The organism is Hyalangium gracile, assembly GCF_020103725.1.
In the GTDB taxonomy this organism is placed as follows: domain Bacteria; phylum Myxococcota; class Myxococcia; order Myxococcales; family Myxococcaceae; genus Hyalangium; species Hyalangium gracile.
On the sequence record NZ_JAHXBG010000033.1, the window covers coordinates 73,613 to 100,421 of the forward strand.

The following is a 26,809-nucleotide window of genomic DNA, read 5'->3' on the forward strand; positions in this document are numbered from 1 at the left end:
GCAACGGACAGGACCCGACGCCATGACTGGGCCCTCGGCGCCGCTCCAGGCCCGCCCCCCGTCGCGTCGTTGGAGGTTTCATGAACCGGAAGCTGCTCGGCTGCGTCTTCGCGCTCTCGCTGGCGGTGCCGTCCATCGCCCTGGCCTGCGAGGGCCACAAGAAGGAGCAGACCGCCTCCCGCACGGTGAAGAGCGTCACCATCACCGAGGTGGCCTCGCTCCAGAAGGAGAAGAAGGCCACCGTGGTGGACGCCAACTTCGAGCAGTTCCGCAAGGACAACGGCATCATCCCCGGCGCCGTGCTGCTGACTTCCTTCAACAAGTACGACGCGGCCCGGGAGCTGCCGGCCACCAAGGACACCAAGCTCGTCTTCTACTGCGCCAACACCCAGTGCAAGGCCAGCCACGCGGCCGCCCAGCGCGCGCTCGAGGCCGGCTACACCGATGTCAACGTCCTGCCGGATGGCCTCCTGGGCTGGAAGAAGGCCGGCCAGGCCACCACCCATTTCGCGCCGCAGAGCTGAGCCCCGACCAGGCCTCTGCGCTCACGAACCCATCCGGTGCTCCGCGCGCCGGGTGGGTTCGTCCTTTTTTCGGACAGTGTTTTTACTCACCGGAGCAAGCGTGCTGGCTTCTTCAAGCCCTGCCACCCAAGCGGCATTGCAGTGAAATCGTGGTATCGGAGCGGCGTTGAACTTCAAAACGCTTTAGAGTATCAACCATCCGCATCCGAGAGTTTCCCCGTCAGGGGACAGTGCCGGGCCGGGGCCTGCCGCGCAACGCGGACTCGAGGTCGTAACGAGGGCGGTTCCACCTGTCCTCGAAGGAAGCCTACATATGACTACGAAGGCAAGGGCAGTCTCCAAGCCCGAGGGGAAGCTGGCGGTTCTGCTGCCGGGTCTCGGCGCTGTGGCCACCACGCTGATCGCGGGTGTCGAGATGATGCGGCAGGGCAAGGGCCTGCCGGTGGGTTCGCTGACGCAGATGGGCACCGCCCGCCTGGGCAAGCGCACCGAGGGCCGTACCGTGCGCATCCAGGACCTGGTTCCCCTGACGAGCGTCAATGACATCGCCTTTGGCGCCTGGGACATCATCAGCGAGAACGCGGCGCAGGTGGCCGCTCGCTCGGACGTGCTGAGCAAGGAGCACCAGGAGCTGGTGCGCCCCGCGCTGGAGAAGATCGTCCCGAAGAAGGGCGTGCACAACCCCGAGTTCGTGCGCCGCATCGCCGCCAACCACATCAAGAGCACCAAGACGCACCGCGAGAGCATCGAGGCGCTGCGCCAGGACATCCGCGACTTCAAGAAGGAGCTGGGTGCCAGGCGCGCGGTGATGATCGTCACCGCCTCGGTGGAGACGTACACGGGCAACCCGCCGGCCACGCACTCGCTGGAGGCGCTGGAGAAGGCGCTGGACGCCAACGACGCGTCCATCAACCCCACGCTGCTGTACGCGTACGCGGCGCTGAAGGAGGGCGTGCCCTTCGCCAACGCCACGCCGAACACCTCCGTGGACACCCCCGCGCTGCAGGAGCTGGCGCGCAAGGAGAACGTCCCGGTGGCGGGCCGCGACCTGAAGAGCGGCCAGACGATGATGAAGACGGTCATCGCCCCGGCGCTCAAGGCGCGCATGCTGGGCCTGCAGGGTTGGTTCTCCACCAACATCCTGGGCAACCGCGACGGCGAGGTGCTGGATGATCCGCAGGCCTTCAAGGCCAAGGAAGTGACCAAGGCGGGCGTGCTGGACACCATCCTCCAGCCGGACCTGTACCCCGAGCTCTACGGCAACGTGAGCCACAAGGTCTCCATCCACTACTACCCGCCGCGCGGCGACGCGAAGGAGGGCTGGGACAACATCGACATCTTCGGGTGGATGGGCTACCCCATGCAGCTGAAGATCAACTTCCTGTGCCGCGACTCCATCCTGGCCGCGCCGCTGGTGCTGGACATCGCCCTGTTCCTGGACCTGGCCAAGCGCCTGGAGTGGAAGGGCATCCAGGAGTGGATGTCCTTCTACTTCAAGAGCCCCATGGCGCTGGAGGGACTGCAGGCCGAGCACGACCTGTTCATCCAGACGACGAAGCTGAAGAACACGCTGCGCGCCATCGCGGGCGAAGAGCCCATCACCCACCTCGGCCTCGACTACTACGGGGATGACCTCCCGCTCGCCCGATAAGACCGGGTCGAAGACGTTCCAGTGGCTCGTCTCCCTGGCGGGGGTGAGCCACCTCGTCTTCGTCGCCGCGGTGGGGAAGCTACGGTGGGAGCACGCCGTGGCGGACCTGCTGCTCGTGGGGCTGGCCTTCGCCGGCCCCGCGCCGCGGCGCTTTTTGCGGGGGGCCTTCCCGCTGTGGCTCACCGGCGTGCTGCTGGACACCCAGTGGCTGTGGCTGGGCCTGCGCGGGCACATCCACACCGGGGACTTGTGGGAGCTGGAGCGCAAGCTCTTCCCGGCCCCTGGCCTCGAGACGTGGCCCTCGTACTTCGTCACGCGCACCCACGCGGTGCTCGACTTCTTCTGTGGCTTCTCCTACGCGGCGTACCTCTACGAGGTGTTCGCCCTGGCGCTGCTGTTCTTCTTCCGCAAGCACCCGCGCTTCGAGTTGCTCTGCTGGTCCTTCATGCTGGTGAACGCCCTGGGGGTGGTGACGTACATGCTCTACCCCGCGGCGCCGCCCTGGTACGTGATGAAGTACGGCCCGGGTCCCGCGGACCTCACGGCCCCTCCGGACCAGGCGGGCACGGCGCGCTTCGACGCGCTGCTGGGCATCACCTACTTCGCGAAGTTCTACGCCCGCAACCCCAACATCTTCGGCGCCATGCCGTCCCTGCACGCCGCCTACCCCGTCATCGTCGTGTGGCAGGCGTGGCGGCTGGGCCGGGCGTGGCGCGTGGGGACGGTGGCCTTCGCGGCGCTGGTGGCTTTCTCAGCCATCTACCTGCAGCACCATTACATCCTGGATGTCGTGGCGGGAGTGGTCGCCGCCCTGGTCGCCAGCATGGCCGTGGAGTACGCCCTCGTCCGGCGGGAAGCTCCAGCTGTCGCGACCGCACCGCTCATGCCCGGAGGAGACAGCCGTGCTTGACACCCTTGTCGCCTGGATCGTGGGAGACCTCTCTCCCTCGGCCCGCATATGGACGGCGCTGGCCCCCGCGCTGTTGGCCTGTGCCTATTTCATCCTGGGACTGCTGCTGTTCCTGGTCCGCTGCGCCATCAAGGGCGTGCCCCAGGACGAGGAGACGCTGAAGCGCGGCAGCACCATCCTGGTGGGCATGTTCCTGCGCCACTACTTCTTCTGGGTCATCCAGCCCCTGTGGAAGGTGGTGTACCGCTCGGGGCTGCCGGCCAACGCGCTGTCCATGCTGTCGGGCCTGCTGGGGGTTTCCTCCGGCGTGGCGGTGGCGGCGGGGCGCTTCACGCTGGGCGGGTGGCTCTTCCTGGCCGCCGGCATCCTGGACGTGATGGACGGCCGCGTGGCGCGGCTGCGCAAGGAGGCCAACCCGGCCGGCGCGGCGCTGGACTCGGTGCTGGACCGGTACGTGGACTCGGCCATGCTGATGGGCCTGGCCTGGTACTATCGGGACACCTGGGTGCTCCTGCCGGTGCTGGTGGCCTTCCTGGGCACCTCGCTGGTGCCGTACGTGCGCGCGCGCGGCGAGGGTCTGGGCATCAACATCCGCGGCGGGGCCATGCAGCGGCTGGAGCGGGTGCTCTTTCTGGGCGTGGGCGTGGCGCTCTCGCCCATCTTCGAGGCCATCTGGTTCCCCGAGCAGAAGCACCCCATGCACTGGCTGGCGGTGGTGGGCCTGGTGTTCGTGGCCATCATGAGCAACGTGACGGCCTTCTCGCGGTTCCGGGCGCTGGTGAACGCGCTGGCGCCGCCGCCGCCGGTGAGCCAGCACAAGCGCACCAAGGCGGCGGTGTTCGGCTTCAACGCGCTGGCGGGCGCCATCGCCACGGCGGTGGACTTCGTCGCGGTGCTGGGCATGGTGGAGTGGGCCAGCTTCTCGCCCACCATCGCCACGGCGCTGGGGTGCGTGCTGGGTGGGGTGGTGAACTACTCCATCAACCGCCTCGTCACCTTCCGGAGCCAGGGAGCGGTTGCGCCGCAGCTGGCCCGTTATACGTTGGTCAGCGCCACCAGCGCGCTGCTCAACGCTGGGGGCGTCGCGCTGTTGACGCTGCACCCGCAGCTTCCGTACGCGTTGGGGTGGTGGTTGGCTCGCGGGGCGGTGTACTTCGCGTGGAACCTCCCTCTCCAGCGGGACTACGTCTTCAATGACCCGCCGGAGACGCTCATGGAGCGTCCTCATGCGGCATGAGAGACTGACACCGCTGGCCTGGCTCGCCGTGCTCACCCTGCCACTGCTGGCGGGGGCGGGCGGGGTGTTGGAGCCGATGCCCTCCACCAGTGACAACTACGGGGAGAGCTTCAGCTTCATGGTGGACCTGGAGGACGGCACCTTCGTCGCCGCGCAGTTCTCCATCACGAACCTGGGGCCGGGCTCGCGCCACGGCGTGTGCCGGGCCACCGTGCTGCGCCCGGGCCGCAAGCCCTGGACGCCGCAGGTGAAGGTGGACTCGGACGAGTGGGGCTATGACGCGGCCACCTCCACGCTGCGCATGGGCCCGTGCACGCTGCACGCGGGCAGCGGCACCTTCATCTCCGTGCCGCTGGACAAGGGGCTGCTGAACATCTCCTTCAGCGAGCCTCCGGCGCCCAAGGCGCCCCCGGGCTCCGAGGTCCTGGTCGGCAACGCGCGCTACCGCCACGAGGTGCTGGTGCCCTTCAGCACGGCCAAGGTGAGCCTGCGGATGCCGGGCCAGGACGCGCTGCTGGAGCTGTCCGGCGGCGGCTACGGGGACCACTCGCACTCCACGGTGGCGCCGGCCAAGCTGGCGCGCAGCTGGGTGCGCTTCCGGGCCGTGCGCGGCGACTCCAACGTGCTGGTGCTGGCGCGCGAGGGCTTCGACGGGGGCTTTGCTCCCGCCTACGTGTGGAGCTCGGGCGGCGCGCCGCAGCTGCTGCAGCGCTTCGACCTGCACCGCAAGGACGACGGCGAGTCCAAGTCCACGGCCTCGTGGGAGGCGGAGCTGAGCGGCGCGGAGGGCTCCGTCACGGTGCGCTCCACCGCGCTGCTGCTGCGCAGCGCGCCCGTGCAGGACCTGGGGGTGCTGGGCAGCCTGGTGAAGCCGGTGGTGGGCTCGCCGGTGACGTACGTGCTGCGGGCGGTGCTGGTGCGCCCGGGGCAGCCGGACGTGCACGGCGTGATGGAAGTCACGCGGGACGAGGGCTGAGGTGAGCGCCGTGTCCGCCACGGGCCGAGGTGCGCCATGAGCGTCTCGCTGCTGCGAGAGGTGCACCACGTCCCGGGCGTGCGCGGCTGGGTGCGCAAGCAGGTGCTGCGCTCGGTGGCGCGCGTGGTGGAGTGGACGACGAAGCTGCCGGGGCGCGGAATGAACGTCTCGCGGGTGAACGACTGGCTGTGGGTGGGCGGCTCGGTGTCGCGCTCGCAGTACGCGGCGCTGGCGGCGGCGGGCATCACCGCGGTCATCGATCTGCGCGCCGAGCGCTGTGACGACGCGGCGGCGCTGGCGGCGCTGGGCATCGAGCTGCTGCACCTGCCGGTGACGGACCGCTACCCGCCCTCGGTGGAGCAGCTGATGAAGGGCGTGGAGTGGGCCCTGCCGCGGCTGAAGGCCGGGGGCCGGCTCTACGCCCACTGCGAGCACGGCGTGGGGCGCGGGCCGCTGATGGGGCTGGCGGTGATGGTGGCGCAGGGCGCGGAGGTGGCGGCGGCGTACCGCGCGCTGCGGCAGGCGCGCTGGCAGGCGACCTTGAATGATAGACAGCTACGGGGCCTGGCGGACTTCAACACCGCGTGGGCCACGAGGGCCGGGCACCCGGGCACCGAGGCGGGGCGAGTGGCCCCTCCGGGTGCCACGGGCAGCTGAGGTGACACTTCGACTGGACAAAGGGCTAGGTGCGTTCCACCAGTTCCTTGCTAAAGAGGTCGTGCGCTTATGAGCCGTCCCTACCTCCGACACCAATCCGGCCGCATGTTCGAGAACAACTTTCTCGAGGCATGCTCGCGAGTCCACCCCTCCGTGCCGTTCATCTTCTACATCCCCCTCACGCTGGCGCTGTGCGTGTGGGGCCTGTACACCGGGAAGACGACGGTGGTGATGAGCGTGCTCTTCGTGCCGCTGGGCGTGCTGACGTGGATCGCCATGGAGTACTGCATCCACCGGTACTTCTTCCACTGGGAGGGCAACGGCCCGTTCACCCGGCGGGTGCACGAGATTGCCCACGGCTATCACCACAAGTACCCGGATGACGCGGACCGGCTGGTGATGCCGCTGGGCGCGAGCATCCCGCTGGCCATCGTCATCGGCGGGCTGCTGTGGCTGGTGGGCCACCCGGCGCAGACGCTTCCGTACTTCCTGGGCATCGTCTGGGGCTACCTGGCGTACGACTTCATCCACTGGTCCACGCACCACCGCACGCCGCGCACGGCGTGGGGCAAGGCGCTGCGCGCGCACCACATGGCGCACCACTTCGCCACCACGGACCGCAACTTCGGCATCAGCAACATGTGGGTGGACCTCCTGGTGGGCAGCGGCGGCCGGCGTTCCAAGCGCACCGAGAAGGAAGAGGCCACCGAGGGCACCCGTCCCGAGGTGAGCTCGGGTGTGACGGAGTGACGGGCGACTCCGAGGAGACGCGGTCCCACCCCGAGGTGGAGACCTTCATCGTCGCTCCCACGCGGGACCTGGGTGACGGGTTCCAGGTGCGACGGGCGCTGCCTTCCGCACGGCGCCGGATGGTGGGGCCCTTCATCTTCCTGGACCAGATGGGGCCCGCCGGGTTCCAGCCGGGCCATGGGCTCGACGTGCGGCCGCATCCGCACATCGGCCTGGCCACCGTCACCTATCTCTTCGAGGGAGAGGTGCTCCACCGCGACAGCCTGGGCATGGTGCAGCCCATCCGGCCCGGCGAGGTGAACTGGATGACCGCGGGGCGGGGCATCGCGCACTCGGAGCGCACGGCGCCCGAGCTGCGGCCCGCGGGTGGGAAGCTGTTCGGCATCCAGGCCTGGGTGGCGCTGCCGAAGCAGTACGAGGAGACGGAGCCCGCCTTCGTCCACCACGCCTCGGACACCATGCCCTTCATCGAGGGCGAGGGCGTGCGGATGCACCTCATCGCCGGTGCGCTCCATGGGAAGCGCTCGCCGGTGCGGACGTTCTCGGACATGTTCTACGCGGACGTCGTGCTGGAGGCGGGTGCGCGGCTGAAGCTGCCAGCCGAGTACGAGGAGCGCGCGTTCTACCTCGCCGAGGGCACGGTGGAGCTGGACGGCATCGCGTTCAGCCCGGGAGAGCTCCCCGTCTTCCGCGCGGGCAAGGAGCTCGTCATCCAGGCCACCAGCCCCGCGCGGCTGATGCTGCTCGGGGGCGAGCCCATGGACGGGCCGCGCTACATCTTCTGGAACTTCGTCTCCAGCTCGAGGGATCGGCTGGAAGCGGCGAAGGCGGACTGGAAGGGCGGCCGCTTCGCCCCCGTGCCTCAGGAGACGGAGTTCATCCCGCTGCCCGAGGATCCTCCGCCCGTTCGCTATCCCTGAGCTGTTTCAGGGCAGGCGGTGCCCGGGTCGGGCCAGAACTCCACCAACTGGTATGCTTGTCATACCAGTTCGCAACCAGTCCGGCCGACAGGCAGGGGCCCGGCCGGAGCGCTCCCTCGGTCCCACCCGCTCCGCTCGCCACCGGCGAGTTGCAGGGGGGATTCCTGCGACGGGCGCGCCGTGCTCAGGGGACGGTGAGCACCGGCGTGTCATCCAGGACGATGGGGTCCGTCGCGCCGTCTCCGCCCCAGAACTTCCACTGCTCGGCGGTGGGGACGAGCTGCCGGTAGCCCCCGTCGTAGTCCCAGGTGGTGACGTACACCTTGGCGCCGCTGAGAGTGGTCAGCCCCGCGAACAGCTCTCCCGGCAGCGTGAGGGTGACGGTGCTGGCGGCCACGTCCACGGCGATGGCGGCGGCCGGCGAGAAGGGCGTGCCCTCGTTCGTGGCCGAGGCCCCACTCGAGGCGAACAGGGTGTTGGACCAGCCGTGGACCCGGACGCGGTAGTCCCACGCCATGCCCGCGGGCACCGAGGCGTTCTGCTGTGGCATCACGGTGAGCCCCGTGCGTCCAGGCACGTCGATGAAGACGGTGAAGGCCACGTGGTCGAAGCCGTTCTGCGGATTCCACACGGTGGTGACGCGGTTCGTCTGGAGCTCGAGCTTGAGCACGTTGCCGGAGCCCCGCAGCGTCACCCGGCGCAGGTCTCCCTGGCGGTTCTCGCCCCAGGTGGAGTCCGTGGGGTAGTGGTAGCGGCCCTCGGGGCCGACATCATCCTCCGCCGGGTCATCGTGGGTGAGGAGCGTCACGAAGGTGCGGTTGACCTTGAAGGTGAGCGTCCCGGAGAAGACCTGGGGTTGCTCGGCCCACGCCACCAGCGAGTGCTGGATGGTGGGATCCACCATGCCCGCGACGTTGATGGGGGTGCTCCAGGTGCCGTTGGCCGCCACCGTCACCGTGCTGGCCGTGCCGAGCGCCCCGTCCACCACCACCTTGAAGGTGGACACCCCCGTGGCCGTGCCCGACAGCTCGAAGTCACCGGTGACGGTGCCTCCGCTGACATTGTTCAGGGTGATGCGGGCCGTCTCGGTGGGCGGCGGCGTCACCCGGCCCGTGGGCAGGAAGACCTGGGCCGCGCGAGCAGGCAACCGGAGGGACAGCGTGCCCCCGCGCCCCACGTGGACGTCGCTGGCCCCAGCGCCCAGGCTCGCCGCGAGCTTCAGCTCGCTGCCGTCGGCCAGGCCCGTGGGCAGGTTGTCCAGCAGCGTCTCCTCGTCCGAGGTGTTGAAGACGACGAAGGCCACCTGCCCCTCGCCCTCCATCTTGTAGGCGAACACGCCGCCTCGGGCGTCGTTCTGCCGCAGCACGGTGGGGACGCCTCGGCGGAAGACGGCGTTCGTCTTGCGCAGCGTGGTCAGCTCCTGGATGAGCGTGTACAGCGGAGCGGTGGTGTCGAAGCGGTCCTTCCCACCGGAGCCGTAGCCCGCCTGGAACATGGCGGCTCGCTGCTCGGTGAAGCCCTGCTCGGTGCCGTAATAGAGGACCGGGATGCCCGGCACCGTCATCATGAAGAGCAGCGCCTGCCGGAGCGCGGCCTCCGAGCCTCCCGACAGGAAGCGGTCCACGTCATGGTTGTCCAGGAAGGTGGGCATCAGGTGCGGCCGCGCGAACAGCGCCTGCGAGTGCATCAGTCGATGCCCCAGCTGCGAGGTGGGCATGCCCCGGGCGAAGACGTCCCCCGCCGTGCGGTACAGCGGGAAGTGGAGCATGCCGGTCAGCAGGTCCTCGCCGGTGTTCGGATCCTTCATGTACGAGGCCACCTTCCGCGAGGCGGTGTCCTCGAAGGGCTTGTCGCTGGCGAAGCCCTCGCCGAAGGCCAGGAAGCCCTCCTGCCCCAGGCTCCGGGCCTGCGTGAGGATGCCCGGGTGGTTCGCGTCCTGCGAGTGGAGGAAGTCCTTGAAGAAGTCCTGCGGCACGTAGAAGACGGTGTCCACGCGGAAGCCGTCCACGCCCACCTCGCGGAGCCAGTAGGCGTAGCTGTCCCGGAGCGCCGTGGCGACCACCGGGTTCTCCGTGTTCAGGTCATCCAGGTCGGCGAGCTGCCAGTTCCGCTCCTGGTTGGAGTCCCCGTAGTCCGCGATGGTCGGCGTCCAGTGGAAGATGCTGGCCTGGCGGTGCGTGGGGTTCGTCGGGTCCCACTGGTCGAACGGCGCCTGCGTGGGGCCGCACTCGGGCTTCGCGCCGGTGTTGCGCACCACGTTGGCCGTCACGTCCGCCGGGTCGTAGCTCGTGTAGCGGAAGCAGTTGGCCATGTGGTTGAGGACGACGTCCTGCACCAGGTACATGCCGCGCCCGTGGAGGGCTCGGGACAGCCGCTGGTAGTCCTCCAGCGTGCCCAGGTGCGGATCCACCTGGGTGAAGTGGCGCGCCCAGTACCCGTGGTAGCCGCCGTAGTTGACGAGCGGATCCCACCACTGGTTCGCCACGGGCGGGGTGATCCAGACGGTCGTGGCCCCCAGGCCCTGGATGTAGTCGAGCCGCTCGAGGAGCCCCTTCAAGTCTCCGCCGCTGTACTTCGCGCCGTCGGCGGGGTTGAACTCGCCGGCGCCCTGGTTGTCGTTGCTCGGGTCGCCGTTGGCGAACCGGTCCGTCATGACGAAGTAGATGATCTGGTCCCGCCAGTCCGGAGACGGGACGTGGAGCTTGTCCGGCGTCTGGGGTGGCTGGGTCGGCGGCGGGATGGGGGGCCGCGAGTCGGACTTGCAGCCGAGGACGGTGGTTGCGGCGCACAGCAGCGCCAGGAGCTTCGTGGGCAGGGAGCGCATGGCCCCGGAGGCTACACAGAAGCCACCCGGCGGGGAGTCTCGAGGCGGGTGGGCGTTGGCTTCTGGGCGCACTCCGGCCGAACCGGTCTGGCTGTCATACCAGTTCGGCTCGGATATACTCGCCCTGGCGGCCGGGCCTGATCCATCACCCACCCTCTCGAGCGAGGGCGGTCTTGAATCAGGGGTATCCATGAGACTCGTCTCCGTGACGCGTTCCCTCCTCTCCGTCCTGTCCTGCGCGCTCCTGAGCGCCTGCGCCACCACCCGTGGCGCCTCTGACGACGCCGCGCTGGAGTCCTTCCTGGAGTCGGATCCACCAAGCCTGGTGTGCGACGGGACACGGCTCGTGGGCGCCACGTCCTTCTCCGAGACGTGCCTGCCCGTGGAGGGCGCTCCCCGCCTCACCGTGGCCGGGATGGAGCTGATGGACGCGCCGCTGCGCGAGTGTCTCCTCTCGAAGCTGCCCGTGGAGACGGGGCCGGTGGAGCCCACCGAGTGCCAGCAGGGCGCGGCCCAGGTGCTCCAGGGACGGCTGCGCCAGCTCGGCTGGCTGGAGGCGACCGTCTCTCCTCCCTCGGGCACTCCGGACATGTCCGAGGCCCAGCTCACCGTCCAGCTCGGCAGCCGCTACCGGGTGGGCCTGCTCCAGGTGGAGCGGACCGAAGACAGCGTAGGGCGCGTGGCGCCTCAGCGCATCCTCGCGAAGGCCTACGCGGCGGCTCCGGCGGGCGCCTGGTACACCTCGGGCGTCCTGGCGGCGATGCACTCGCGCGTCTTCCAGATGAAGAAGTTCCGCGCCGTGTGGGTGATCGGCGGCGAGCCCGATCCCCAGAACAAGGTGGTGCCCGTGACCATCGACGTCTGGGAGAAGCCCCACAAGCCCAAGAAGCCAAAGCTGGCGCGCCACGAGCGGCCACGGCCCGTGCTGCCGGACCACTGCCCCAGGCGAGGCGCCATCTGCTTCAACGGCCGCGACTGCCACTACGACCAGCAATCAGGCTGCATCGTCTGCACCTGCCGCCCCGCCTGCTGGTGAACCGAGAGAGGCTCCCGCCCATGAACCGCATCGTGCTCTCCATCGCCGCCTGCCTGTGGCTGACGGCCTGTGCCAGCTCTCCCAAGCCCGAGAACGCGTGGTGGCAGAGCCTGGACGACTCCGCGGCGGGACGTGCCGAGGACGCCCTCTCCTGCCGAGGCATCCGCTCCAGCGACGAGCTGGACCGCCTGACGAACTGCTGGCCGCAGGATGCGCCGATGCTCGTCCCCAGCCAGGTGCAGGGGCTCGAGCAGATGTCTCCCGTGCTCCGGGACTGCCTGCTCGCGGGCCTCCCGGCGCTCGTGGTCGAGGGAGACGATCGCGCCCGGTGCCATCAAGGGCTGGCGGACGTGCTCGATCGCCGGCTCTACAAGCTCGGCTGGCTGAAGGCGGAGGTGACGCCCCGGAATGAGACAGGCACGGGCACTGCCTCCTCCCGGGGGCTGCTGGCGGTGCAGCTCGGACAGCGCTACCGGATCGGCCAGCTCTTCGTCGCCACGGGCCCCAGCCAGCAGGTCAACTCCAAGCGCATCATCAAGAAGGCCCAGAAGGCCATCCCCAAGCGCCGGTGGTGCACCCAGACCGCGCTGGAGGAGATCCACCTGCGTGTCTATGACCCATCGACGTTCGAGCACGTCCAGGTGGCCCTTGGAGAGGTCGATGACGCCACGGCGAGGGCCTCGGTCATCATCACCATCCAGGAATAGCGGGGCACCGGCTCGGCTCCGTGAGGAGTGAACTCACCGGGCGTGGGGGCTAGGCTTCCGCCTCTCATGGCCTTCCACTTCGACCGGAGCTGCCGGCTGCTGGGTCCCTTCCTCGGCCACACCACCGACACGGAGACCCGCATCTGGGTGCACATGGCGGACCTGAAGCCCGGCGAGCGCCGGACGCTCTACGTCACCCTCCACTCGGGTCGCTCCAACACCCGCGTCCTGCAGCGGCTCCCCCTGGTCCTCTCCGAGGAGGAGTGCGGTGTCGGCGTGGCTGCCATCTCCGGGCTGGAGCCGGACACGCTCTACGCCTACCGCCTGTGGTGGGATGACTCGGGGCTGGCGGCGGTCGATCTCCGGGGGCTCGGGCCCGAGGACACGTGCTTCCGGACCCTGCCCCGGGGCGGCTTCGAGCAGCAGCTCGACTTCCTGGTGATGAGCTGCCACAACCCGGAGACAGCGGCGCTCGACGGCGAGAACGGCTTCGCGGTCTGGGCGCAGCTGCCGGCCATCATCGCGCACAACAAGAACGTCCGCTTCGCCCTGCTCATCGGCGATCAGATCTACGCGGACGACATCGAGCGCAAGGTCCGCCGGGAGAAGGATCCTCGCAAGCGCGTGGCGCTGTACCTGACCGTCTACCGCAAGTACTGGAGCGACGTGCGCTACCGCCGGGTGCTCTGCCAGCTGCCGGCCTACCTGATGTGGGACGACCACGACATCACCGACGGCTGGGGCTCGCGGGAGGACTCCTTCGAGCGAGGCGGCTCGGACGTCTTCAAGCCCCAGTGGCAGGGGCTGTTCCAGTCGGCGCGCAAGGCCTTCCAGCACATGCAGGCCGCGCGCAACCCGCCGCCGCTGTCGCCCGGCTTCCAGCAGGGCTTCGACACCTGCTTCCGGGTAGGCCGAGCCGGCTTCGTGATGCCGGACCTGCGCAGCAACCGCAACGTGCGGCAGGGGCGCATCTGGACGGCGGAGCAGCTGGCCGCGGTGGAGCGCTGGGTGGCCTCGGAGCGCGAGCACCTGGACGTGCTCTTCTTCTGCAGCACCGTGGTGTTCTCGCACGGGCACCACGGGCTGGAGGGGATGATGCGGAGCGGCTGGCCCTACGTGCTCCAGTTCTTCTCGTGGCTGGGCTCCATCCGCTACGCGGGCGTGCGGAGCATGGTGAGCAGCTTCCACAAGAACATCGGCGACCTGCGGGACGACTTGAACGACAGCTGGGGCGCCGAGCCCAACCGGCGCGCGGCGGATCAGGTGCTGGACTTCCTCTTCGGCCTGCAGAACCCGCCACCGGGCCAGCGGCCGCTGAGCGTGGTGGTGCTCACGGGAGACATCCACACGCCCGGCTACTCCACGCTTTACTCCTCGGATCCGGCGCACGCGGCGCGGCCGTCGATTCCGCACGTGGTGGCGTCACCGGTGTCCTATCAGCCCTTCAGCTGGATGGCGGAGGCGGTGTACCGGCGGCTCACGCGGATGGTGACGCTGGGCGAGCGGGGCGTGTACAGCGCGCAGGTGAGCCACCACTTCGGCCAGCGCAACGTGGTGGTGGCCTCGCTGCGCAACGTGCTGCCGGACGAGTGGCACGTGAAGGTGAAGTTCTACCTGGAGGGCCACCCCGAGCCGCGCATCCTGCTGTTCGACCTCAACCGCAGCTCCAGCCGCGAAGCCATCCCCTGGCCCCACGCCCGCGAGCCCAGCCTCTTCGGCTGAAAGGAGGAGCACCATTCATCCTCGAATATGGGCACTCGTGATGTGCGCTTGTCTCGTCTCCTGCACGGGCAGCCACCGGCTGCAAGCCGGGGGATGACTTCCACGATCGCTGCGCGGAGTATTACGACCGGTGCGTCGCGGCTGGAGGTCAGCAGATGCCGGGCCATATCTCGGGATACAGCCGCTGCGGCTCCTGCCTGGCGTACTGCACGGCGCAGGGCTTCTGGCCAGAGGCGATCTACACGTGGAACGGAGTACGGATGCCATGCCCAGGACTCTGACCCAGGAAGAAGAGGCGAGGTTCATGCGCTGGGCCCAGCAGCGGGATCAACTCTTCCTCTCGCTCCGGCACGCATCCATTCCCGAGAGGATCCAGGCGTACAAACAGCTCGAGAAGCAGATTCTCGGGGAGACGCGTACCGCGTTCGAGAAGCAGGAGATGCGCAGACGTATCGCCGAGGACCTGCTCAGGACGACCAGCTCGGGTCCTTGGAGGAGCTTCTCGCCATACCTGCGGCGGATGGAGCGACTCGGCTACTCCTCGATGGACTGCCGCCTTCTGGTGTGTGCCTGGTCGGCGCAAGCATCCAAGGGGTCCGCCGCGGGCATACGAAAGACCGCCGCGCTCATCTCTGACTTCGAGCGGCGAACTCGCGGCCGGCCGCTGCACCCCGCCCAGCGGGAACAAATCGACCTCGTGCTGGCCCGGGCTCGAACCGCCGCGGGCCTCGATGCCAGGAAGGCTCTCTCTGAGGAAAGCCGTCCCCAGAGAAAGCCCCGGACTCGCAGCCGTCGCTCGCGCGGCTAGCCTCCCCGCTCACCGCGCGGAGCCGGGTGGATGCCGGGGCAGGCGCACCGTGAAGGTGGTCCCGTGGTCCGCGTCGGACTTCACCTCGATGGAGCCCGCGTGCGCCCGGACGATGTGGTCCACGATGAAGAGCCCCAGCCCCAGGCTCCGCTCCGAGCCCCCTTCCGCCTTCCCCCGCTTCATCGGTGAGAAGAGTCGCGGCAACAGCTCCGCCGGAATCGGCGCGCCCCGGTTCTGGATCTCCAGGGTGATGACCTCCGCCTCGCCCCGCGTCCTCACCCTCACCGGCGTCCCGTCCTCGCTGTACTTCAGCGCGTTCGTCACCAGGTTGGTGATGACCTGCGCGATGCGGTCCGGATCCCACTCTCCCTTCCCCGCCCCCTCGTGCGTCAGCTCCAGCCGCCGGTCCGGGAAGTTCAGCAGCACCTCGTCCACCACCTGCTGCGTGAGCTCGTGCAGATCCAACGGCTTGCACACCACCCGCAGCCCTCCCCCCAGCCGCGCCTGCGTGAAGTCGAGCGTCGTGTCGATCAGCCGGTGCGCGCGCTCCGCCGCCAGGAGGATGCGGTTCAACACCTCCCGCAGGCGCTCGTCGATGTCCCTCCGGCGCAGCCCCATGGCCGCCGACAGCGTGATGGCGGCGATGGGATTGCGCAGATCATGCCCCACGATGCCCGCCAGGTACTGCTCGAACTCCGCCCGCTGCCGCGAGGCCTCCTCCTGGCGCTTCAGCTCGCTGATGTCCAGGAACACCGAGGCCAGCACCGTGGGCACCTGCCCCGTGCCCGTGATGAGGAACGAGTCCTGCCGGACCGGTATCAGCACCCCCGTCCGCCGGTTGCGCAGCCGGAACTCCCCACGCCACCGCCCCTCCTTCCAGAGGGTTGGCACGATGTGGGCCTCGCGCCAGGCCGCGTCCCCCGGCGTCATGAGCTCCGTCACGTCGATGCCCGTCACATCCTCCGTCTCCCCCACCCCCAGCAGCCGCCGCCCCGCCGGGTTGAGGTAGCGCAGCTTCCCCTCCGGCGTGGCGAAGCCGATGCTCGTGGAGGCGTTGGCCACCACCGCGGCCAGCTGCTGGTACTCGGCCAGCAGGCGCCGCCGCTCCAGCTCCTGCGCCTCCACCTGCCGCCGCAGCTGCTCGCGCTCGATGGTGTTGCGCACGGCCCGGAAGAGGCTCTCCGGCGTCACATCCGACTTGACCAGGTAGTCTGCCGCCCCGCTCTTCAGCGCCCTCGCGGCCACCTGCTCGCTGCCCCGCCCCGTCAGCATCACCACGGGCGGCTGCACCCGGCCGCGGAGCTCGTGGAGCATCCGCAGGAACTCCAGGCCGTTCATGCCCGGCAGGTGGTAGTCCAGCAGCACGCAGTCCACCTCGTGCGTCTGGCACACCTCCAGCGCCTGCTCCGCGTCCTCCTCCTCCAGGAAGCGGTACTCACACTCCCGGTCCTCGCTCAGGAAGGCCCGGTACGTGCCGCGATCCTCGGGGCTGTCCTCCACCAGGAGGATCGTCCGTATCGGCCGCGTCATCTCCACCGTCCCTCGCTGAGCGGCACCCCCACGGGCAGCACGACGAACTCCAGCCAGAACTCCTTGAACAGTCTCACCATGCGCTCGAAGCGCTCCAGATCCAGGGGTTTGAGCAGGTACGCGCTGACACCGAGCTGGTAGCAGGCCTGCACGTCCCTCGGGTTGTCCGACGTGGACAGCACGATGACTGGCAGGGCCCGCAGTGCCGCGTCCGCCCTGATGTGCTCCAGCACCTGGCGCCCATCCATCCCCGCCAGGTTGAGATCCAACAGCACCACGCCCGGCCGGGGCGCCGGCTCCGCGGCCTGGGAGCGCCCGCGCTGACGCAGGAACTCCAACGTCTCCTCCCCGTCCGCGCAGCGCACCAGCGGGTGGGTGACGCCCGCCGCTTGAAGCGCGAGCCGCAGCATGTCGAAGTCCTCGTCGCTGTCCTCGACGATCAGGATGGGCGGCAGGCTATTCACCAGCACCCTCCCGCCCCGGGGGCTCCACCGCCAGGGTGAAGTAGAACGTCGTCCCCTCGCCCGGCGTGGACTCCAGCCAGACGTGCCCGTTGTGGCGCTCGATGATGCGCTTGACGATGGTGAGGCCCGTCCCCGTGCCGCCGCCGTACCTGTCCCTGCCGTGCAGCCGCTTGAAGATGCGGAAGATGGCCTCGTGGTACTCGGGCTTGATGCCGATGCCGTTGTCCCGCACGTAGTAGGCCACGCGCGCCTCGTCCCCATCCGGCACCGCGCCCAGCTCCACCCACCGCTCCGCCTTGTCGTTGTACTTGAGCGCGTTGGTGATGAGGTTGGTGAACACCTCGGCCAGCCGCACCCGATCGCACCACGCGGATGGCAGGGGCCGCGGGATGCGCACCTCCACGCGCGCCTCCTCCAGGCGAGGCTTGAGCAGCTCCAGCACCTGGGCCACCACCTCGTTGACGTTCGTCTCCCGCAGGGACAGCTCCATGCGGCCCACCTGCGCGTAGTGCAGCAGGGAGTTGATCAGCCCCTCCATGCGCTGGGTGAGCCGGACGACGGTGTCCAGCCGGGCCCGAGGCGTGGGCGGCAGCACCTCCCCCGCCTCGCGCAGCGCCAGCAGGGTGTAGTTGTGGATGCCGCGCAGCGGCTCCTTCAAGTCGTGGCTGGCCGCGTAGGCGAACGCATCCAGCTCCACGTTGCTGCGCTCCAGCTCCGTGTTGAGCTTGAGCAGCGCCTCGCTGCGCTGCAGCGCCACGTCGATGATGGACCGGCGCAGCTCGGCGGCGGCCTCCACCTCATAGGGCTTCCACGGCAGCGAGCGGCCCCGCACCGTCTCCTTCCACAGCTCGAAGGACTTGCGCGGGTGCAGCCGCAGCTGCCCCTCCTCCATCTCCACGGGCTTGGTGGGGTTGCCGCCCCAGTCCACCGTCTGCACCACCTCCGGGCGGAACCAGAGCACGTAGTTGTTGCGCCCGCGGGACATGGAGGCGGCGATGAGCCCCGAGGCCACGTCCTGGAAGTCCTTCGCCTCCGGGTACTCGCTGGAGAGCCGATCGGTGACGAACACCTCCTCGTCGTGCCGCGTCCCCAGCCAGGCCAGCAGCCCCGCGAGCTGCTCGTCGCTCGGGGCGGCCCCCAGCACCGTCGTCTGGCCGTGGAAGTGGAGGGCGGCCCCCTGGGCGTGGACGAGCTCCAGCAGCCCCGGCTCGCTGCCCGTCAGCCCCGAGATGAAGTCCACCTCGCGCGCCATGCGCTCCACCAGCGCCGCGTGGACGGACATGGAGCGGATGCGCTGATCATAGTCCTCGCGGCCCTCCTTGCCGGGCAGCAGGCTGGACAGCACCTCGCCGATGAACTCGCACGCGGTGCGGACCTCATACGGGACGTACCGGGTGCCGGAGACGTGCGTGCAGGAGATGAGCCCCAGAGCTGGTCCTCGCGCATCAGCGAGACGCTCATGGAGGCGCGCGCCCCCATGTTCCGCAGGTACTCCAGGTGGATGGGAGACACGCTGCGCAGCACCGCGAAGGACATGTCCAGCGGCCCCTCGGCCTCCGTCTCGGGCAGGGCCAGCATGCGCGCGGGCGCATAGTCGACGGTGGGGATGATGCGCAGCCGGTTGAGTCGGTACAGCTCGCGCGCCTGCTTGGGGATGTCCGAGGATGGGAAGTGCAGCCCCAGGTACGGCTCGGCCCGGACGTCGCGCGCCTCGGCGATGACCGTGCCGTTCCACTCCGCGTCGAAGCGGTAGATGACGACGCGGTCGAACCCCGTCATCCGGCGCACTTCCTGGACCGCGGCGTCGCACAGCTCCTGGAGATCCCTCGCGTCCCGCAGCCGGGACAGGGCCTCGCGCACCACGTGGTAGAAGCTGAGGAAGGGCACCGACTCCCGCTCGGAGGAGGGCTCCAGCTCGAGGATGAGCTTGCCCAGGTGGCGGTGCGCGATGCCGTCGAAGAAGCGCTCCGTGCCGTCCACCCGCCAGGCCACCTTCAGGGGGCTGAGCTGCCGGGGCCGCTCGCTGAGCAGGCTCGCCTCCAGCCGCTCCCGCACGGACGGCTCGACGAGCTGTCCCAGCCTGGAGCCCAGTAGCTGCCCGGCGGGGACGCCCAGCAGCGCCGGCGCGTTCTCGCTCACGTGCGTGACGGTGAGGTCCGGCTCCCGCAGCACCAGCAGCACCCCATGCGACTGCACGGCTCCGGGGATGTGAATGGGCTCCTTGTCGCAGTTGGTGAGGTCCACCACCTGCCCCACCCGAGCGGCATCCGTCTTCACCCCAGCGCCTCCTTCTCCGGCGTTCCCGCCAGTGAAGGAGGTAGGCCGTGCCCGTTGCAGATCAAAAGATGCGAGCCACCCGCCCGCGAGAGGGTCGCGTGCGGCTAATGCCCTGCTCCCAAGAAAACTTCAGGAGGCATGAGTAATCAGCAGAGTCACACCCTGCCCGCGGGTGGCTCACACAATCGAGCCGCTCTGTCAGCTAGCGCTCGAATGCCCGCCCGCCGGCGCTGCTTCACGAGGCATGCATGCGCGGCGCACGAGCCCCAGGACTCCGCGGAGAACACGGGCCCACATCTTGGGGACGCAGGTCGCGGGCCCCTCGTCTCGGCGCGGGTCCCCCCGTCCTGACGGGTCCTCCCGCGCCGGCCGTCCCGCTCTCACTCGGCACACGGCTCCCTTCACTCAAACCGTTCCAGGGGACCCCTCGCCGGCGCGTTCTGGGCCAACTGGTAGGGTTGTAGGACCAGTTGGTTCGAGCTGTCGCCCCTCGGCGCGCTCGGGACGAACGGGTGCGACGGCACGGCAGGGCCACAGTGGGCCCAGACCCATCGATTCGACGCCCTCACGGATATGTCGCAGAATTTGGAAGAGACTCCGTCATGGGGGCTCCAGTTGCGCTGGGGTGGAGCCGCCATGGGCTCCAGTTGCGCCGGAGTAGCCCCGACCGTGGCACCGGAGAAAGTCCCACAGAACGCACGAAGCCTGCCCGCCCAAGGCCACTGGCGAGAGTCGGCGGCCCCGTTCGCGTTCCTACTCCTTCGACTCCGCGTAGAGTACGAACCCGTCAACGGGCAATGGTGCGTGGGGGATTAGCGTCCGCACCATGAAGAGGTTGTCGCAGTGCTCGGCATTCGGACCGCCGAAAACAGTCTTGAAGGCCGGTTCCACACACCAATCCGGATCAAGGAACAGGCCGGTGTCGCCTGCCCCCGCGAACTTGCGGATGACGTGTGCGGGATGAAATGTCCACACGTCATAGTGGCCGGGCCGACCTTCCGTGGGTTCAACCTCGGCGCCAATATCGCGGAGCCACCTCGCCAAGTCGGGGTCCTCCGTCTGAAGGCTCCCCTTGGAGGAATCCATCACCTTCACCCGTGCCTCTGGTCTGGTTGCCTCGGCCCATGCAGCCACGTCCGAGGGATCGATGATGCGAAAGCGCGGCTCCACGCGATCCATCGGCGGGTCTCCGTTCCAGTATTCTCCCGGCTCGTGCGACACGTACCCTGAAAGCTCCACGCGCCCACTCGCGTCCGCCTCCATCAATAATCCTGAGCTGCTGTCGTGGATGTTGTACTGGAAGGCAGAGGCACCCACCCGTTCGGCGAGGCGTGCGAGAAGCGGCGGGCTTCCCTGCATCAGCAATTCAAAGGGGGCGGTGCGGATGGCAGTCCATCCCGGGGCTCCACGAAAACCGGCGATCCCCCAACGGCGAACCTCGTCACCCTTTCCGTATTGCATGGGCTCGCGATGGTCGGTCTTGCGCGGTCTCGGGGTCACGAGTTGCCGCCCATTTTCCACCACCAAGCGGGCAAGTTCTCTTTTAACCCGGCCCACATCCCCACACTGAATAAAGGCCGCGTTCATCCAAGTTCCCATGAGGCCGGAACCTACTCCAGAGGTCGCCCCGGGCGTCTCGGTGGTGTTTGATTGGATCGAGAGGAATCGCAGCCGCGTATAGCGGTGCGTTGCAGCTGCGGCGGCGGTTCCGGGGGTTCGAGGAGCGAGGACGCGTGAGTCGGTGGTTCGAGGGAGAGCGCTCCTCAGGCACGAAGAGCTGACGGTCTACAGTCCGGAGACGCCTACGGGTACGGTCGTGAGGCTCGAATGATGGGAGGTACCAATGTCCATCGTGGAACGGCTCTCCGTTGATGGTAAGGAAGTCTCCGACTCACCTGAGTGGGACGAGCTCGAAGAAGCCATCACCGAGGTCGAGAGTGGCGGCGCATCAACGCTAGGCCTCTTCTCCGCGGATGATGCGTTTGCAGCGGCGGCAGCGGTCCCGGGATTGGGCTTCTTCCTGACCGTCCGCGAAGAGGACGACGTGATGGAGATGCAGCTCGTGCAGCCCGAGCGCGGAGATGACCTCGTGGAGGCGACCATCGCTGGCAACAGCGAGCGACATCCGCGCTTCGCCTTCGTTCACCGAGATCTCGCCATCGAAGCGCTTCGGGAGTTTCACGCCAGCGGCAAAAGGAAGAGCAGCCTGACCTGGATGGCCCCGGGGGATATCTCGTAGCGCTACCTTCAGGGGCGCTGAAGCCCCCCTCCCCGGGGCTCGAGGAAGCCTCAGGGCTCCTTCACCGCCACGGGGGCGGTGCCGTGCTTGCGGCGCCAGCGCTCCACCATCAGCAGCAGGGCCGGGAAACCCAGCAGGACGATGAGGACGTTCACCCCGAAGCCCAGGTTGGCCACGTTGCCGATGGAGTTCAGCCCCGGGTGCCGGGCGATGGCCAGCGACAGGAAACCGATGGCGCTCGTCAGCAGGCCGCCAAGGATGGCGCGCCCCGTCTCCGCGTACACGGAGATGAAGTCGCTGTCCGGCTCGGACAGGCGCTGGATGAGGTGCACGCCCGCATCCACCGTGGTGCCCACCAGCACCGGCAGCACCACCAGGTTCAGGTAGTTGAACTCGATGCCCAGCACCCCCATCAGCCCCACCAGCCCGGCGATGGACAGCAGCGTGGGCAGCATGCAGATGAGCGCCGTGCGCAGCCGCCCCAGCGTCACCCACATGGCCGCCAGCACCGAGAGCACCGCCGCCGCGAGGATGCGCGGCCCCTCCTGGGAGACCATCTCCAGGATGTCCGCGATGATGAGCGCCTCGCCCGCCGCCGACACCTGCGAGCCGTCCGACAGCTTCATCCCGCGCACCTCCTTGGCGAAGCGCCGCGTGCCCGCCCCGTCCGCCAGGTTGATGGCCGCGTACACCAGCACCACGCCGCCGGCGTCCTTCTGTCCCTCCAGGCCCTCGAACTCGCGCCGGATGTTCTCTGGCAGCTGCTCGCGCTGGAAGGGCTCGGCCCGCGTCATCCTCAGGGCGCGCGCGAAGTTGGCGCGGACGTCCTCCGGCAGCCGCTCCGCGTCCAGCTTCTCCAGCCGCTCGCGGATGGAGTTCAGGATGGTGCGCTTCTCCTCCTGCTGCTTGGGCACCAGGTCCACCAGCGCGCCGACGAAGTCGATGGTCGTGTCCTTGCCGCGCTCCTTCTTGCGCTCCTCCAGCTTCTGCACCACCTCGCGCTCCATCTCCTGCGAGTCGGTGAGCACCACCACCGGCGTCTGCGAGTACCCGAGGATCTTGTTCACGCGCAGGTCCAGCTGGACGGAGGCCAGGCTCTTGTCCTCCATCTTGGACATGTCGTAGTTGAAGCCGATGCGGCCCGACTGGCTGATGAGCACCACCAGCGCCACGGCGATGACGCCGCCCACCACGCGGTAGCTGCGCGGCAGCCACCGAGCCATCGCCGCCAGCGGCCCGGCCGAGGCCGCGTGCTCGCGCGGCGTCCAGCCCCAGCGCGAGGCCAGCCCCAGCAGCGCCGGCAGGATGAGCACGTACGAGAACACGCTCACCAGCATGCCCACCGCCGCGATGATGCCGAACTCGTGGAAGGCGGCGAACTCGGAGATGGAGAGGCTCAGGAAGGTGAGCGCCGCCACCAGCGCCGCGATGAAGGCCGAGAAGCCCGTGTGGCGGAACGTCTCGCGCACCGCATCGTTGGAGGCATGCCCCTCGGCCCGCAGCGTGGTGTAGCGCCCCAGCAGGTGGATGCCGTGCTCCACGCCCAGGCCTCCCAGCACCGCGCCCAGGAAGCCCGTCAGGAGGTTCACCTTCCCGTAGAAGGCGCCCACGAAGCCATACGTCCACGACAGGCCCGCCAGCACCGGCAGCATCGTGAAGGCCACGCTCCAGCCGCTGCGGAAGTGGAACACCAGGTAGAGCACGAGCAGCACCATCGCGATGCTCGAGGCGCGCGCCAGGTCCGTGGTGATGACGTCCTGGTGGTCGATCTTCTTCTTGAAGGTGCCGGAGATCTCCGTGCGGAAGCCCGGCCCGTACTTGGACAGGTCCTCCTTCGTCAGGAAGTCCTGCACCTGCCCCACCACCTGCTTGGCGTAGTTCAGGTCGGCGCTGCTGCCCTTGGGCTTGAGCATCAGCAGCACCATGCGCTCCTGGGGATCCACGTAGTAGATGTCCTCGCCCGAGGCCAGGCGCTGCTGGGCACCGCCGGTGTACTTCTTCTCGATGTCGCTGAAGTCCACCGGGGGCGGCGGCGTGTCCTCCAGCCGGACGACCAGCGGGTTGGCCTGCTCCTTCTCCCAGGTGATGCGCGCCTCGAGCCGGTCCTGGAGCGCCTTCAGGTCCGGCACGTCCACGTAATAGAGGGCGTGCTCCTCGAAGAAGGCGCGCGGCCGCTGGTAGTGGACGTAGCGGATCTCCGAGAGCTGGGCGAACCGGGGCGCCATGTCGTCGGCGAACCGCTTGAGCGTCTCCGTCTCCGCCCCCATGCCGATGACGACGACGTAGCCCTGGCCGCCGAAGCGCTTGCGCAGCTTGTCCAGGTCCTGGACGCTGGGGAACGACTTGGGCAACAGCCCCACCAGGTCCGCGTTGAGCGTGAGCGAGCCGGCGAACCAGGTGCCCAGCGCCGTCATCACCGCGGCCAGGAGCAGCGCCTGCCAGGGCCTGCGATGCGTGAGCGCGGCCAGCGCCCCCATCATCCGCTCCAACCGCGACGACAGGCTCTTGTCACTCATGTGTCCGCTCTGATGTCCAAAGGTCCGCAGAAAAGCGGCCCACCATTGCCAGGGTCGACCCGAGAGTCAACGGATGGGCTGAGCCAGCCAGGCGGGTGGGGGAGCCCCGGGCCGCTGCCATGCGTGGGCGATATAACCTCACAAGGCCCGCTTTCTTCCTACGGCGAGGCATGCCCCCGTCACCGCCTCACGGGAGCCATTAGGGCAACCCGAGCCCAGGGCCTTGATCCGCGACGCACGTGTCGCAGTCCCCGGCGCCCCGGGGGGTACTCGTTCTTTCTCTGGGCAGGCGGGCAGGCAAGAGGGCCCTGTCCGCGTCGGCGTGGCATGGCCAGTTTGCGGCCCGAGAGATGGGCTCCGCATGCCGCGGACCCGGGAGAGGAAGGCGCTCGGTTCACCGCGATGCCGGGAGGGCCCGGGCGCGAGGGCCCGGCGCACCCGCGACCATGGCCTCGGACTCGACGACTTCGACTGGATGGAGGGGACGCCTGGAGCGGGGGCTCGGCCAGCTGGCGGATGCCAACTACCGTCGCCCCTGGCTGGCCCTGACGATCGCCCTTCTCCTGAGCGCGGCCGGCGTCTTCTTCGCGCGAGGGCTGTCGCTCGACGCCAACCTGGTGAGCCTGCTGCCTCGCTCCTTCCAGAGCGTGGAGGACCTGCGCGAGCTGGAGCAGCGCTTCGGCGGACTGGGCTGGGTGGTGGTGGTGGGCGAGGGCGGCGACCCCGAGTCGCTGCGGCGCTTCGCCGACGAGCTGGCGCCCAAGCTGGAGGCGCTGCCAGACATCCGCTTCGTGGAGGTGCGGCGGCCGGGCACCTTCTTCCAGGACCACGCGCTCTACTACCTGTCGCTGGACGACTTGCAGGAGGTGGAGCGACGCCTGGAAGCGCGCCTCACCTATGAGAAGCAGCGCGCCAACCCGCTCTACGTGCCGCTGGTGGAAGAGGAGCCCCCGTCGCTGGACTTCTCGGACCTGGAGGCGAAGTACGGCGCGGGCAGCGCGCGCCGTCTGGCCGGCTCGGGCACCGGCGGAGAGTACTACCTGGATCCGGCCGCGCGCCGCGTGGTGCTGCTGGCCAAGCCGGAGGGCATCTCCGCGGACCTGGACTTCTCCCGCCGCGTCATCACCGAGGTGGAGAACGTGCTGAAGGCGCAGGACGTGTCGAAGTACGGGCCGGACTTCCGCACCTCCATCACCGGCACCTTCCAGAAGAAGCTGGATCAGCAGAAGCAGATCGGCCGGGACATCGCGGTGGCGTCCGCGGTGGCGGGCGTGCTGCTGCTGCTCTACCTGCTGGTGCACTTCCGCAGCGCGCTGGCGGTGGCGCTGGTGCTGACGCCGGTGGGCATGGGGCTGGCGTGGACCTACGGGCTGGTGGGGCTGGCGTACGGGCGGGTGAACCTGCTCACCGGCTTCCTGGGAGCCATCCTCGGCGGCCTCGGCATCGAGCACGGCATCCACCTGCTGGGGCGCTACCTGTACCTGCGCGGCCAGGGCTGGAAGGAGGAGGAGGCCACGCGCGAGTCCTTCACCCACACGGGCAGCGCGGCGCTCATCTCCGCGCTGGTGGCCGCGCTCACCTTCTTCATGCTGGGCACCTCGCGCTTCCGCGCGTTCCGCGAGTTCGGCGTCATCGCCGGCATCGGCATGCTGCTGATGGTGCTGGCCTACGTGCTGGTGCTGCCGGCGGTGCTGGGGCTGGCGGCGCGGCTGGGGTGGAGGCCCGGCAAGGCGGCCATGTCCCACCAGCGCTCGCCCATGGGAGCCCTGGTGGTGCGCTGGCGCCGCCCGCTGATGCTGCTCTCCGCGGCGGTAGTGGCGGGGCTGGTGCTGAACGTCGGCCGCGTGCGCTTCGACTACAACTTCGGCTCGCTGGAGGACCAGCACCTGCCCTCGTTCGTGATGGACCGGCAGGTGAACCGGCTCATCGGCTACTCGCAGACGCCCCTGGTGGTGCTGACGCACAACGCGGAGGAGGAGGACGCGGTGGTGCGGGAGCTGCGCGCGCGCAAGGAGCGCCTGGGCGAGCGCTCCACGGTGGACTTCGTCGCGTCCATGGAGACGCTGGTGCCACAGGACCAGGCGCCCAAGCAGGAGGTGCTGCGGCGGCTCCAGGCGCTGCTGGAGGACGTCCCCGAGGAGCAGCTGGATGCCCGGCAACGCGAGCAGCTCGCCGAGCTGCGGACCCAGGTGCGCGCGGAGCCCTTCACGCGCGAGCAGCTGCCCGCCTCGGTCCGCCGCCAGTTCCAGGGCCCGCAGGGGGAGAGCGGCTTCGTGCTCGTCTACCCGCGGGTGAGCCTGGGCGACGGGCAGGCCATCCGGAAGCTGGCGCACGAGGTGCGCGGGGTGACGGGCCTCAACCACGCCCACATCGCCGTGGCCGGCGAGCCCATGGTGCTGGCGGACATCCTCGAGATGGTGACGAAGGAGGCGCCGCTCATCCTCATCGGCTCGGTGCTGACGGTGCTGCTGGCCATGTGGCTGACGCTGGGCAGCCTGCGGCTGGCGATGCTGTGCCTGACACCCACCGTGGTGTCGCTGCTGGTGCTGGTGGGGTTGATGCCGCTGCTGAACGCGGAGTTCAACTACCTGAACATCCTCGTCATCCCGGTGCTCATCGGCACCACGGTGGACGCGGGGGTGCACCTGCTCACGCAGCTGGTGTCACCGGACAGCGACTTCGTCTCCGTGTACTCGGAGACGGGGCGCGCCATCTGCGGCGGTCTGCTCACCAGCGCCGTGGGCTTCGGCGCGCTGCTGCTGGCCAACCATCCAGGCCTGTTCTCGGTGGGCACACTGGCCAACCTGGGCTTCGGGGTGAACCTGCTCGTGATGCTGGTGGCCTTCCCGGCCCTGCTGCTGGTGCTCTCGGAGCGGCGGCGGCGCAAGCGGCTGCTGCGCCAGCTCCACTCCAAGGACGCGGAGCAGCCTCAGCCGCCTCACCCCACGGACGCAACCCCCGTGGGCTGAGCAGCCCGAGGAGCGTGCTGCCCGTCGAGCGGCTCCTGCAAGTCCCGATCCTGCTGTCCAGGTTTCCGACCAGCAGAAGCCTTCCAGACACG

At 69.1% G+C, this 26,809-nt stretch carries 21 protein-coding genes; 14 read left to right on the top strand and 7 right to left on the bottom strand.

Going from position 1 to position 26,809, the window contains the following annotated elements:
* Positions 1 to 80: 80 nt before the first annotated feature.
* From KY572_RS41350 to KY572_RS41385, 8 genes are all read left to right on the top strand, one after another.
* Positions 81 to 524: a rhodanese-like domain-containing protein gene (locus tag KY572_RS41350; RefSeq protein WP_224249260.1), complete on the top strand. Its 444-nt coding sequence runs from the start codon at positions 81 to 83 to the stop codon at positions 522 to 524.
* 313 nt (positions 525 to 837) lie between these two features.
* Positions 838 to 2,175 (top strand): inositol-3-phosphate synthase, encoded by a 1,338-nt coding sequence (locus tag KY572_RS41355; protein ID WP_224249261.1) that lies wholly within the window; start codon positions 838 to 840, stop codon positions 2,173 to 2,175.
* Positions 2,153 to 3,085, top strand: coding sequence for a phosphatase PAP2 family protein (locus tag KY572_RS41360; protein WP_224249262.1), 933 nt, complete (start codon positions 2,153 to 2,155; stop codon positions 3,083 to 3,085). The genes KY572_RS41355 and KY572_RS41360 overlap by 23 nt, the downstream gene beginning before the upstream one ends.
* Complete coding sequence (locus tag KY572_RS41365) at positions 3,078 to 4,322, top strand: GtrA family protein (protein WP_224249263.1); 1,245 nt, start codon at positions 3,078 to 3,080, stop codon at positions 4,320 to 4,322. The genes KY572_RS41360 and KY572_RS41365 overlap by 8 nt, the downstream gene beginning before the upstream one ends.
* Positions 4,312 to 5,298 carry a hypothetical protein gene (locus tag KY572_RS41370; protein ID WP_224249264.1) on the top strand — a complete coding sequence of 329 codons (987 nt, stop codon included), beginning with the start codon at positions 4,312 to 4,314 and terminating at the stop codon, positions 5,296 to 5,298. Before KY572_RS41365 ends, KY572_RS41370 begins: the two co-directional genes overlap by 11 nt.
* 36 nt (positions 5,299 to 5,334) lie before the next feature.
* Positions 5,335 to 5,955: a protein-tyrosine phosphatase family protein gene (locus tag KY572_RS41375; RefSeq protein WP_224249265.1), complete on the top strand. Its 621-nt coding sequence runs from the start codon at positions 5,335 to 5,337 to the stop codon at positions 5,953 to 5,955.
* A 69-nt stretch (positions 5,956 to 6,024) separates the two neighbouring features.
* Positions 6,025 to 6,705, top strand: a complete 681-nt coding sequence (locus tag KY572_RS41380; RefSeq protein WP_224249266.1) for a sterol desaturase family protein — start codon at positions 6,025 to 6,027, stop codon at positions 6,703 to 6,705.
* Positions 6,702 to 7,625 (top strand): pirin family protein, encoded by a 924-nt coding sequence (locus tag KY572_RS41385; protein WP_224249267.1) that lies wholly within the window; start codon positions 6,702 to 6,704, stop codon positions 7,623 to 7,625. Before KY572_RS41380 ends, KY572_RS41385 begins: the two co-directional genes overlap by 4 nt.
* Before the next feature lie 184 nt (positions 7,626 to 7,809).
* Here KY572_RS41385 and KY572_RS41390 read toward each other — a convergent pair whose 3' ends face one another.
* A complete protein-coding gene (locus KY572_RS41390; RefSeq protein WP_224249268.1) occupies positions 7,810 to 10,449 on the bottom strand; it encodes an alpha-amylase family glycosyl hydrolase in 2,640 nt (879 codons plus the stop codon).
* A 205-nt stretch (positions 10,450 to 10,654) separates the two neighbouring features.
* Here KY572_RS41390 and KY572_RS41395 point away from each other — a divergent pair, with 205 nt between their 5' ends.
* From KY572_RS41395 to KY572_RS41410, 4 genes are all read left to right on the top strand, one after another.
* The gene (locus tag KY572_RS41395; RefSeq protein WP_224249269.1) at positions 10,655 to 11,485 is read left to right on the top strand and encodes a hypothetical protein; all 831 of its coding nucleotides are present in this window, start codon (positions 10,655 to 10,657) and stop codon (positions 11,483 to 11,485) included.
* Between the two features lie 20 nt (positions 11,486 to 11,505).
* Positions 11,506 to 12,192: a hypothetical protein gene (locus KY572_RS41400; RefSeq protein WP_224249270.1), complete on the top strand. Its 687-nt coding sequence runs from the start codon at positions 11,506 to 11,508 to the stop codon at positions 12,190 to 12,192.
* A gap of 66 nt (positions 12,193 to 12,258) precedes the next feature.
* Positions 12,259 to 13,914 (top strand): alkaline phosphatase D family protein, encoded by a 1,656-nt coding sequence (locus KY572_RS41405; RefSeq protein WP_224249271.1) that lies wholly within the window; start codon positions 12,259 to 12,261, stop codon positions 13,912 to 13,914.
* A 265-nt stretch (positions 13,915 to 14,179) separates the two neighbouring features.
* Entirely contained in the window at positions 14,180 to 14,722 is a 543-nt protein-coding gene (locus tag KY572_RS41410; protein ID WP_224249272.1) for a hypothetical protein, read from the top strand.
* Positions 14,723 to 14,731: 9 nt separating this feature from the next.
* Here KY572_RS41410 and KY572_RS41415 read toward each other — a convergent pair whose 3' ends face one another.
* The 5 genes from KY572_RS41415 to KY572_RS41435 form a co-directional block, all read right to left on the bottom strand.
* Positions 14,732 to 16,252: an ATP-binding response regulator gene (locus tag KY572_RS41415; RefSeq protein ID WP_224249273.1), complete on the bottom strand. Its 1,521-nt coding sequence runs from the start codon at positions 16,250 to 16,252 to the stop codon at positions 14,732 to 14,734.
* Complete coding sequence (locus KY572_RS41420) at positions 16,249 to 16,716, bottom strand: response regulator (RefSeq protein WP_224249274.1); 468 nt, start codon at positions 16,714 to 16,716, stop codon at positions 16,249 to 16,251. Before KY572_RS41420 ends, KY572_RS41415 begins: the two co-directional genes overlap by 4 nt.
* The gene (locus tag KY572_RS41425) at positions 16,709 to 17,998 is read right to left on the bottom strand and encodes an ATP-binding protein (protein ID WP_224249299.1); all 1,290 of its coding nucleotides are present in this window, start codon (positions 17,996 to 17,998) and stop codon (positions 16,709 to 16,711) included. The genes KY572_RS41420 and KY572_RS41425 overlap by 8 nt, the downstream gene beginning before the upstream one ends.
* Positions 17,935 to 18,993 (bottom strand): GAF domain-containing protein, encoded by a 1,059-nt coding sequence (locus tag KY572_RS47965; protein WP_224249275.1) that lies wholly within the window; start codon positions 18,991 to 18,993, stop codon positions 17,935 to 17,937. Before KY572_RS47965 ends, KY572_RS41425 begins: the two co-directional genes overlap by 64 nt.
* Before the next feature lie 753 nt (positions 18,994 to 19,746).
* Positions 19,747 to 20,580 carry a hypothetical protein gene (locus tag KY572_RS41435; protein WP_224249276.1) on the bottom strand — a complete coding sequence of 278 codons (834 nt, stop codon included), beginning with the start codon at positions 20,578 to 20,580 and terminating at the stop codon, positions 19,747 to 19,749.
* Between the two features lie 256 nt (positions 20,581 to 20,836).
* On the opposite strand from KY572_RS41435, the gene KY572_RS41440 reads away from it, so the two are divergent.
* Complete coding sequence (locus tag KY572_RS41440) at positions 20,837 to 21,232, top strand: Imm1 family immunity protein (protein WP_224249277.1); 396 nt, start codon at positions 20,837 to 20,839, stop codon at positions 21,230 to 21,232.
* A 50-nt stretch (positions 21,233 to 21,282) separates the two neighbouring features.
* On the opposite strand, the gene KY572_RS41445 is transcribed toward KY572_RS41440, so the two are convergent.
* Positions 21,283 to 23,748, bottom strand: coding sequence for an efflux RND transporter permease subunit (locus tag KY572_RS41445; RefSeq protein ID WP_224249278.1), 2,466 nt, complete (start codon positions 23,746 to 23,748; stop codon positions 21,283 to 21,285).
* 446 nt (positions 23,749 to 24,194) lie between these two features.
* Here KY572_RS41445 and KY572_RS41450 point away from each other — a divergent pair, with 446 nt between their 5' ends.
* Entirely contained in the window at positions 24,195 to 26,717 is a 2,523-nt protein-coding gene (locus tag KY572_RS41450) for an efflux RND transporter permease subunit (protein WP_224249279.1), read from the top strand.
* Positions 26,718 to 26,809 lie beyond the last annotated feature (92 nt).

Bases quoted from the DNA above. Each gene is read 5' to 3' on its own strand.
- KY572_RS41360 (WP_224249262.1), top strand. From the start codon at position 2,153: ATGACCTCCCGCTCGCCCGATAAGACCGGGTCGAAGACGTTCCAGTGG.
- KY572_RS41440 (WP_224249277.1), top strand. From the start codon at position 20,837: ATGTCCATCGTGGAACGGCTCTCCGTTGATGGTAAGGAAGTCTCCGAC.
- KY572_RS41350 (WP_224249260.1), top strand. From the start codon at position 81: ATGAACCGGAAGCTGCTCGGCTGCGTCTTCGCGCTCTCGCTGGCGGTG.
- KY572_RS41375 (WP_224249265.1), top strand. From the start codon at position 5,335: ATGAGCGTCTCGCTGCTGCGAGAGGTGCACCACGTCCCGGGCGTGCGC.
- KY572_RS41400 (WP_224249270.1), top strand. From the start codon at position 11,506: ATGAACCGCATCGTGCTCTCCATCGCCGCCTGCCTGTGGCTGACGGCC.
- KY572_RS41425 (WP_224249299.1), bottom strand. From the start codon at position 17,998: ATGTCCGTCCACGCGGCGCTGGTGGAGCGCATGGCGCGCGAGGTGGAC.
- KY572_RS41380 (WP_224249266.1), top strand. From the start codon at position 6,025: ATGAGCCGTCCCTACCTCCGACACCAATCCGGCCGCATGTTCGAGAAC.
- KY572_RS41415 (WP_224249273.1), bottom strand. From the start codon at position 16,252: ATGACGCGGCCGATACGGACGATCCTCCTGGTGGAGGACAGCCCCGAG.
- KY572_RS41435 (WP_224249276.1), bottom strand. From the start codon at position 20,580: ATGAACGCGGCCTTTATTCAGTGTGGGGATGTGGGCCGGGTTAAAAGA.
- KY572_RS41370 (WP_224249264.1), top strand. From the start codon at position 4,312: ATGCGGCATGAGAGACTGACACCGCTGGCCTGGCTCGCCGTGCTCACC.
- KY572_RS41390 (WP_224249268.1), bottom strand. From the start codon at position 10,449: ATGCGCTCCCTGCCCACGAAGCTCCTGGCGCTGCTGTGCGCCGCAACC.
- KY572_RS41410 (WP_224249272.1), top strand. From the start codon at position 14,180: ATGCCCAGGACTCTGACCCAGGAAGAAGAGGCGAGGTTCATGCGCTGG.
- KY572_RS41450 (WP_224249279.1), top strand. From the start codon at position 24,195: ATGGCCTCGGACTCGACGACTTCGACTGGATGGAGGGGACGCCTGGAG.
- KY572_RS41445 (WP_224249278.1), bottom strand. From the start codon at position 23,748: ATGAGTGACAAGAGCCTGTCGTCGCGGTTGGAGCGGATGATGGGGGCG.
- KY572_RS41405 (WP_224249271.1), top strand. From the start codon at position 12,259: ATGGCCTTCCACTTCGACCGGAGCTGCCGGCTGCTGGGTCCCTTCCTC.
- KY572_RS41355 (WP_224249261.1), top strand. From the start codon at position 838: ATGACTACGAAGGCAAGGGCAGTCTCCAAGCCCGAGGGGAAGCTGGCG.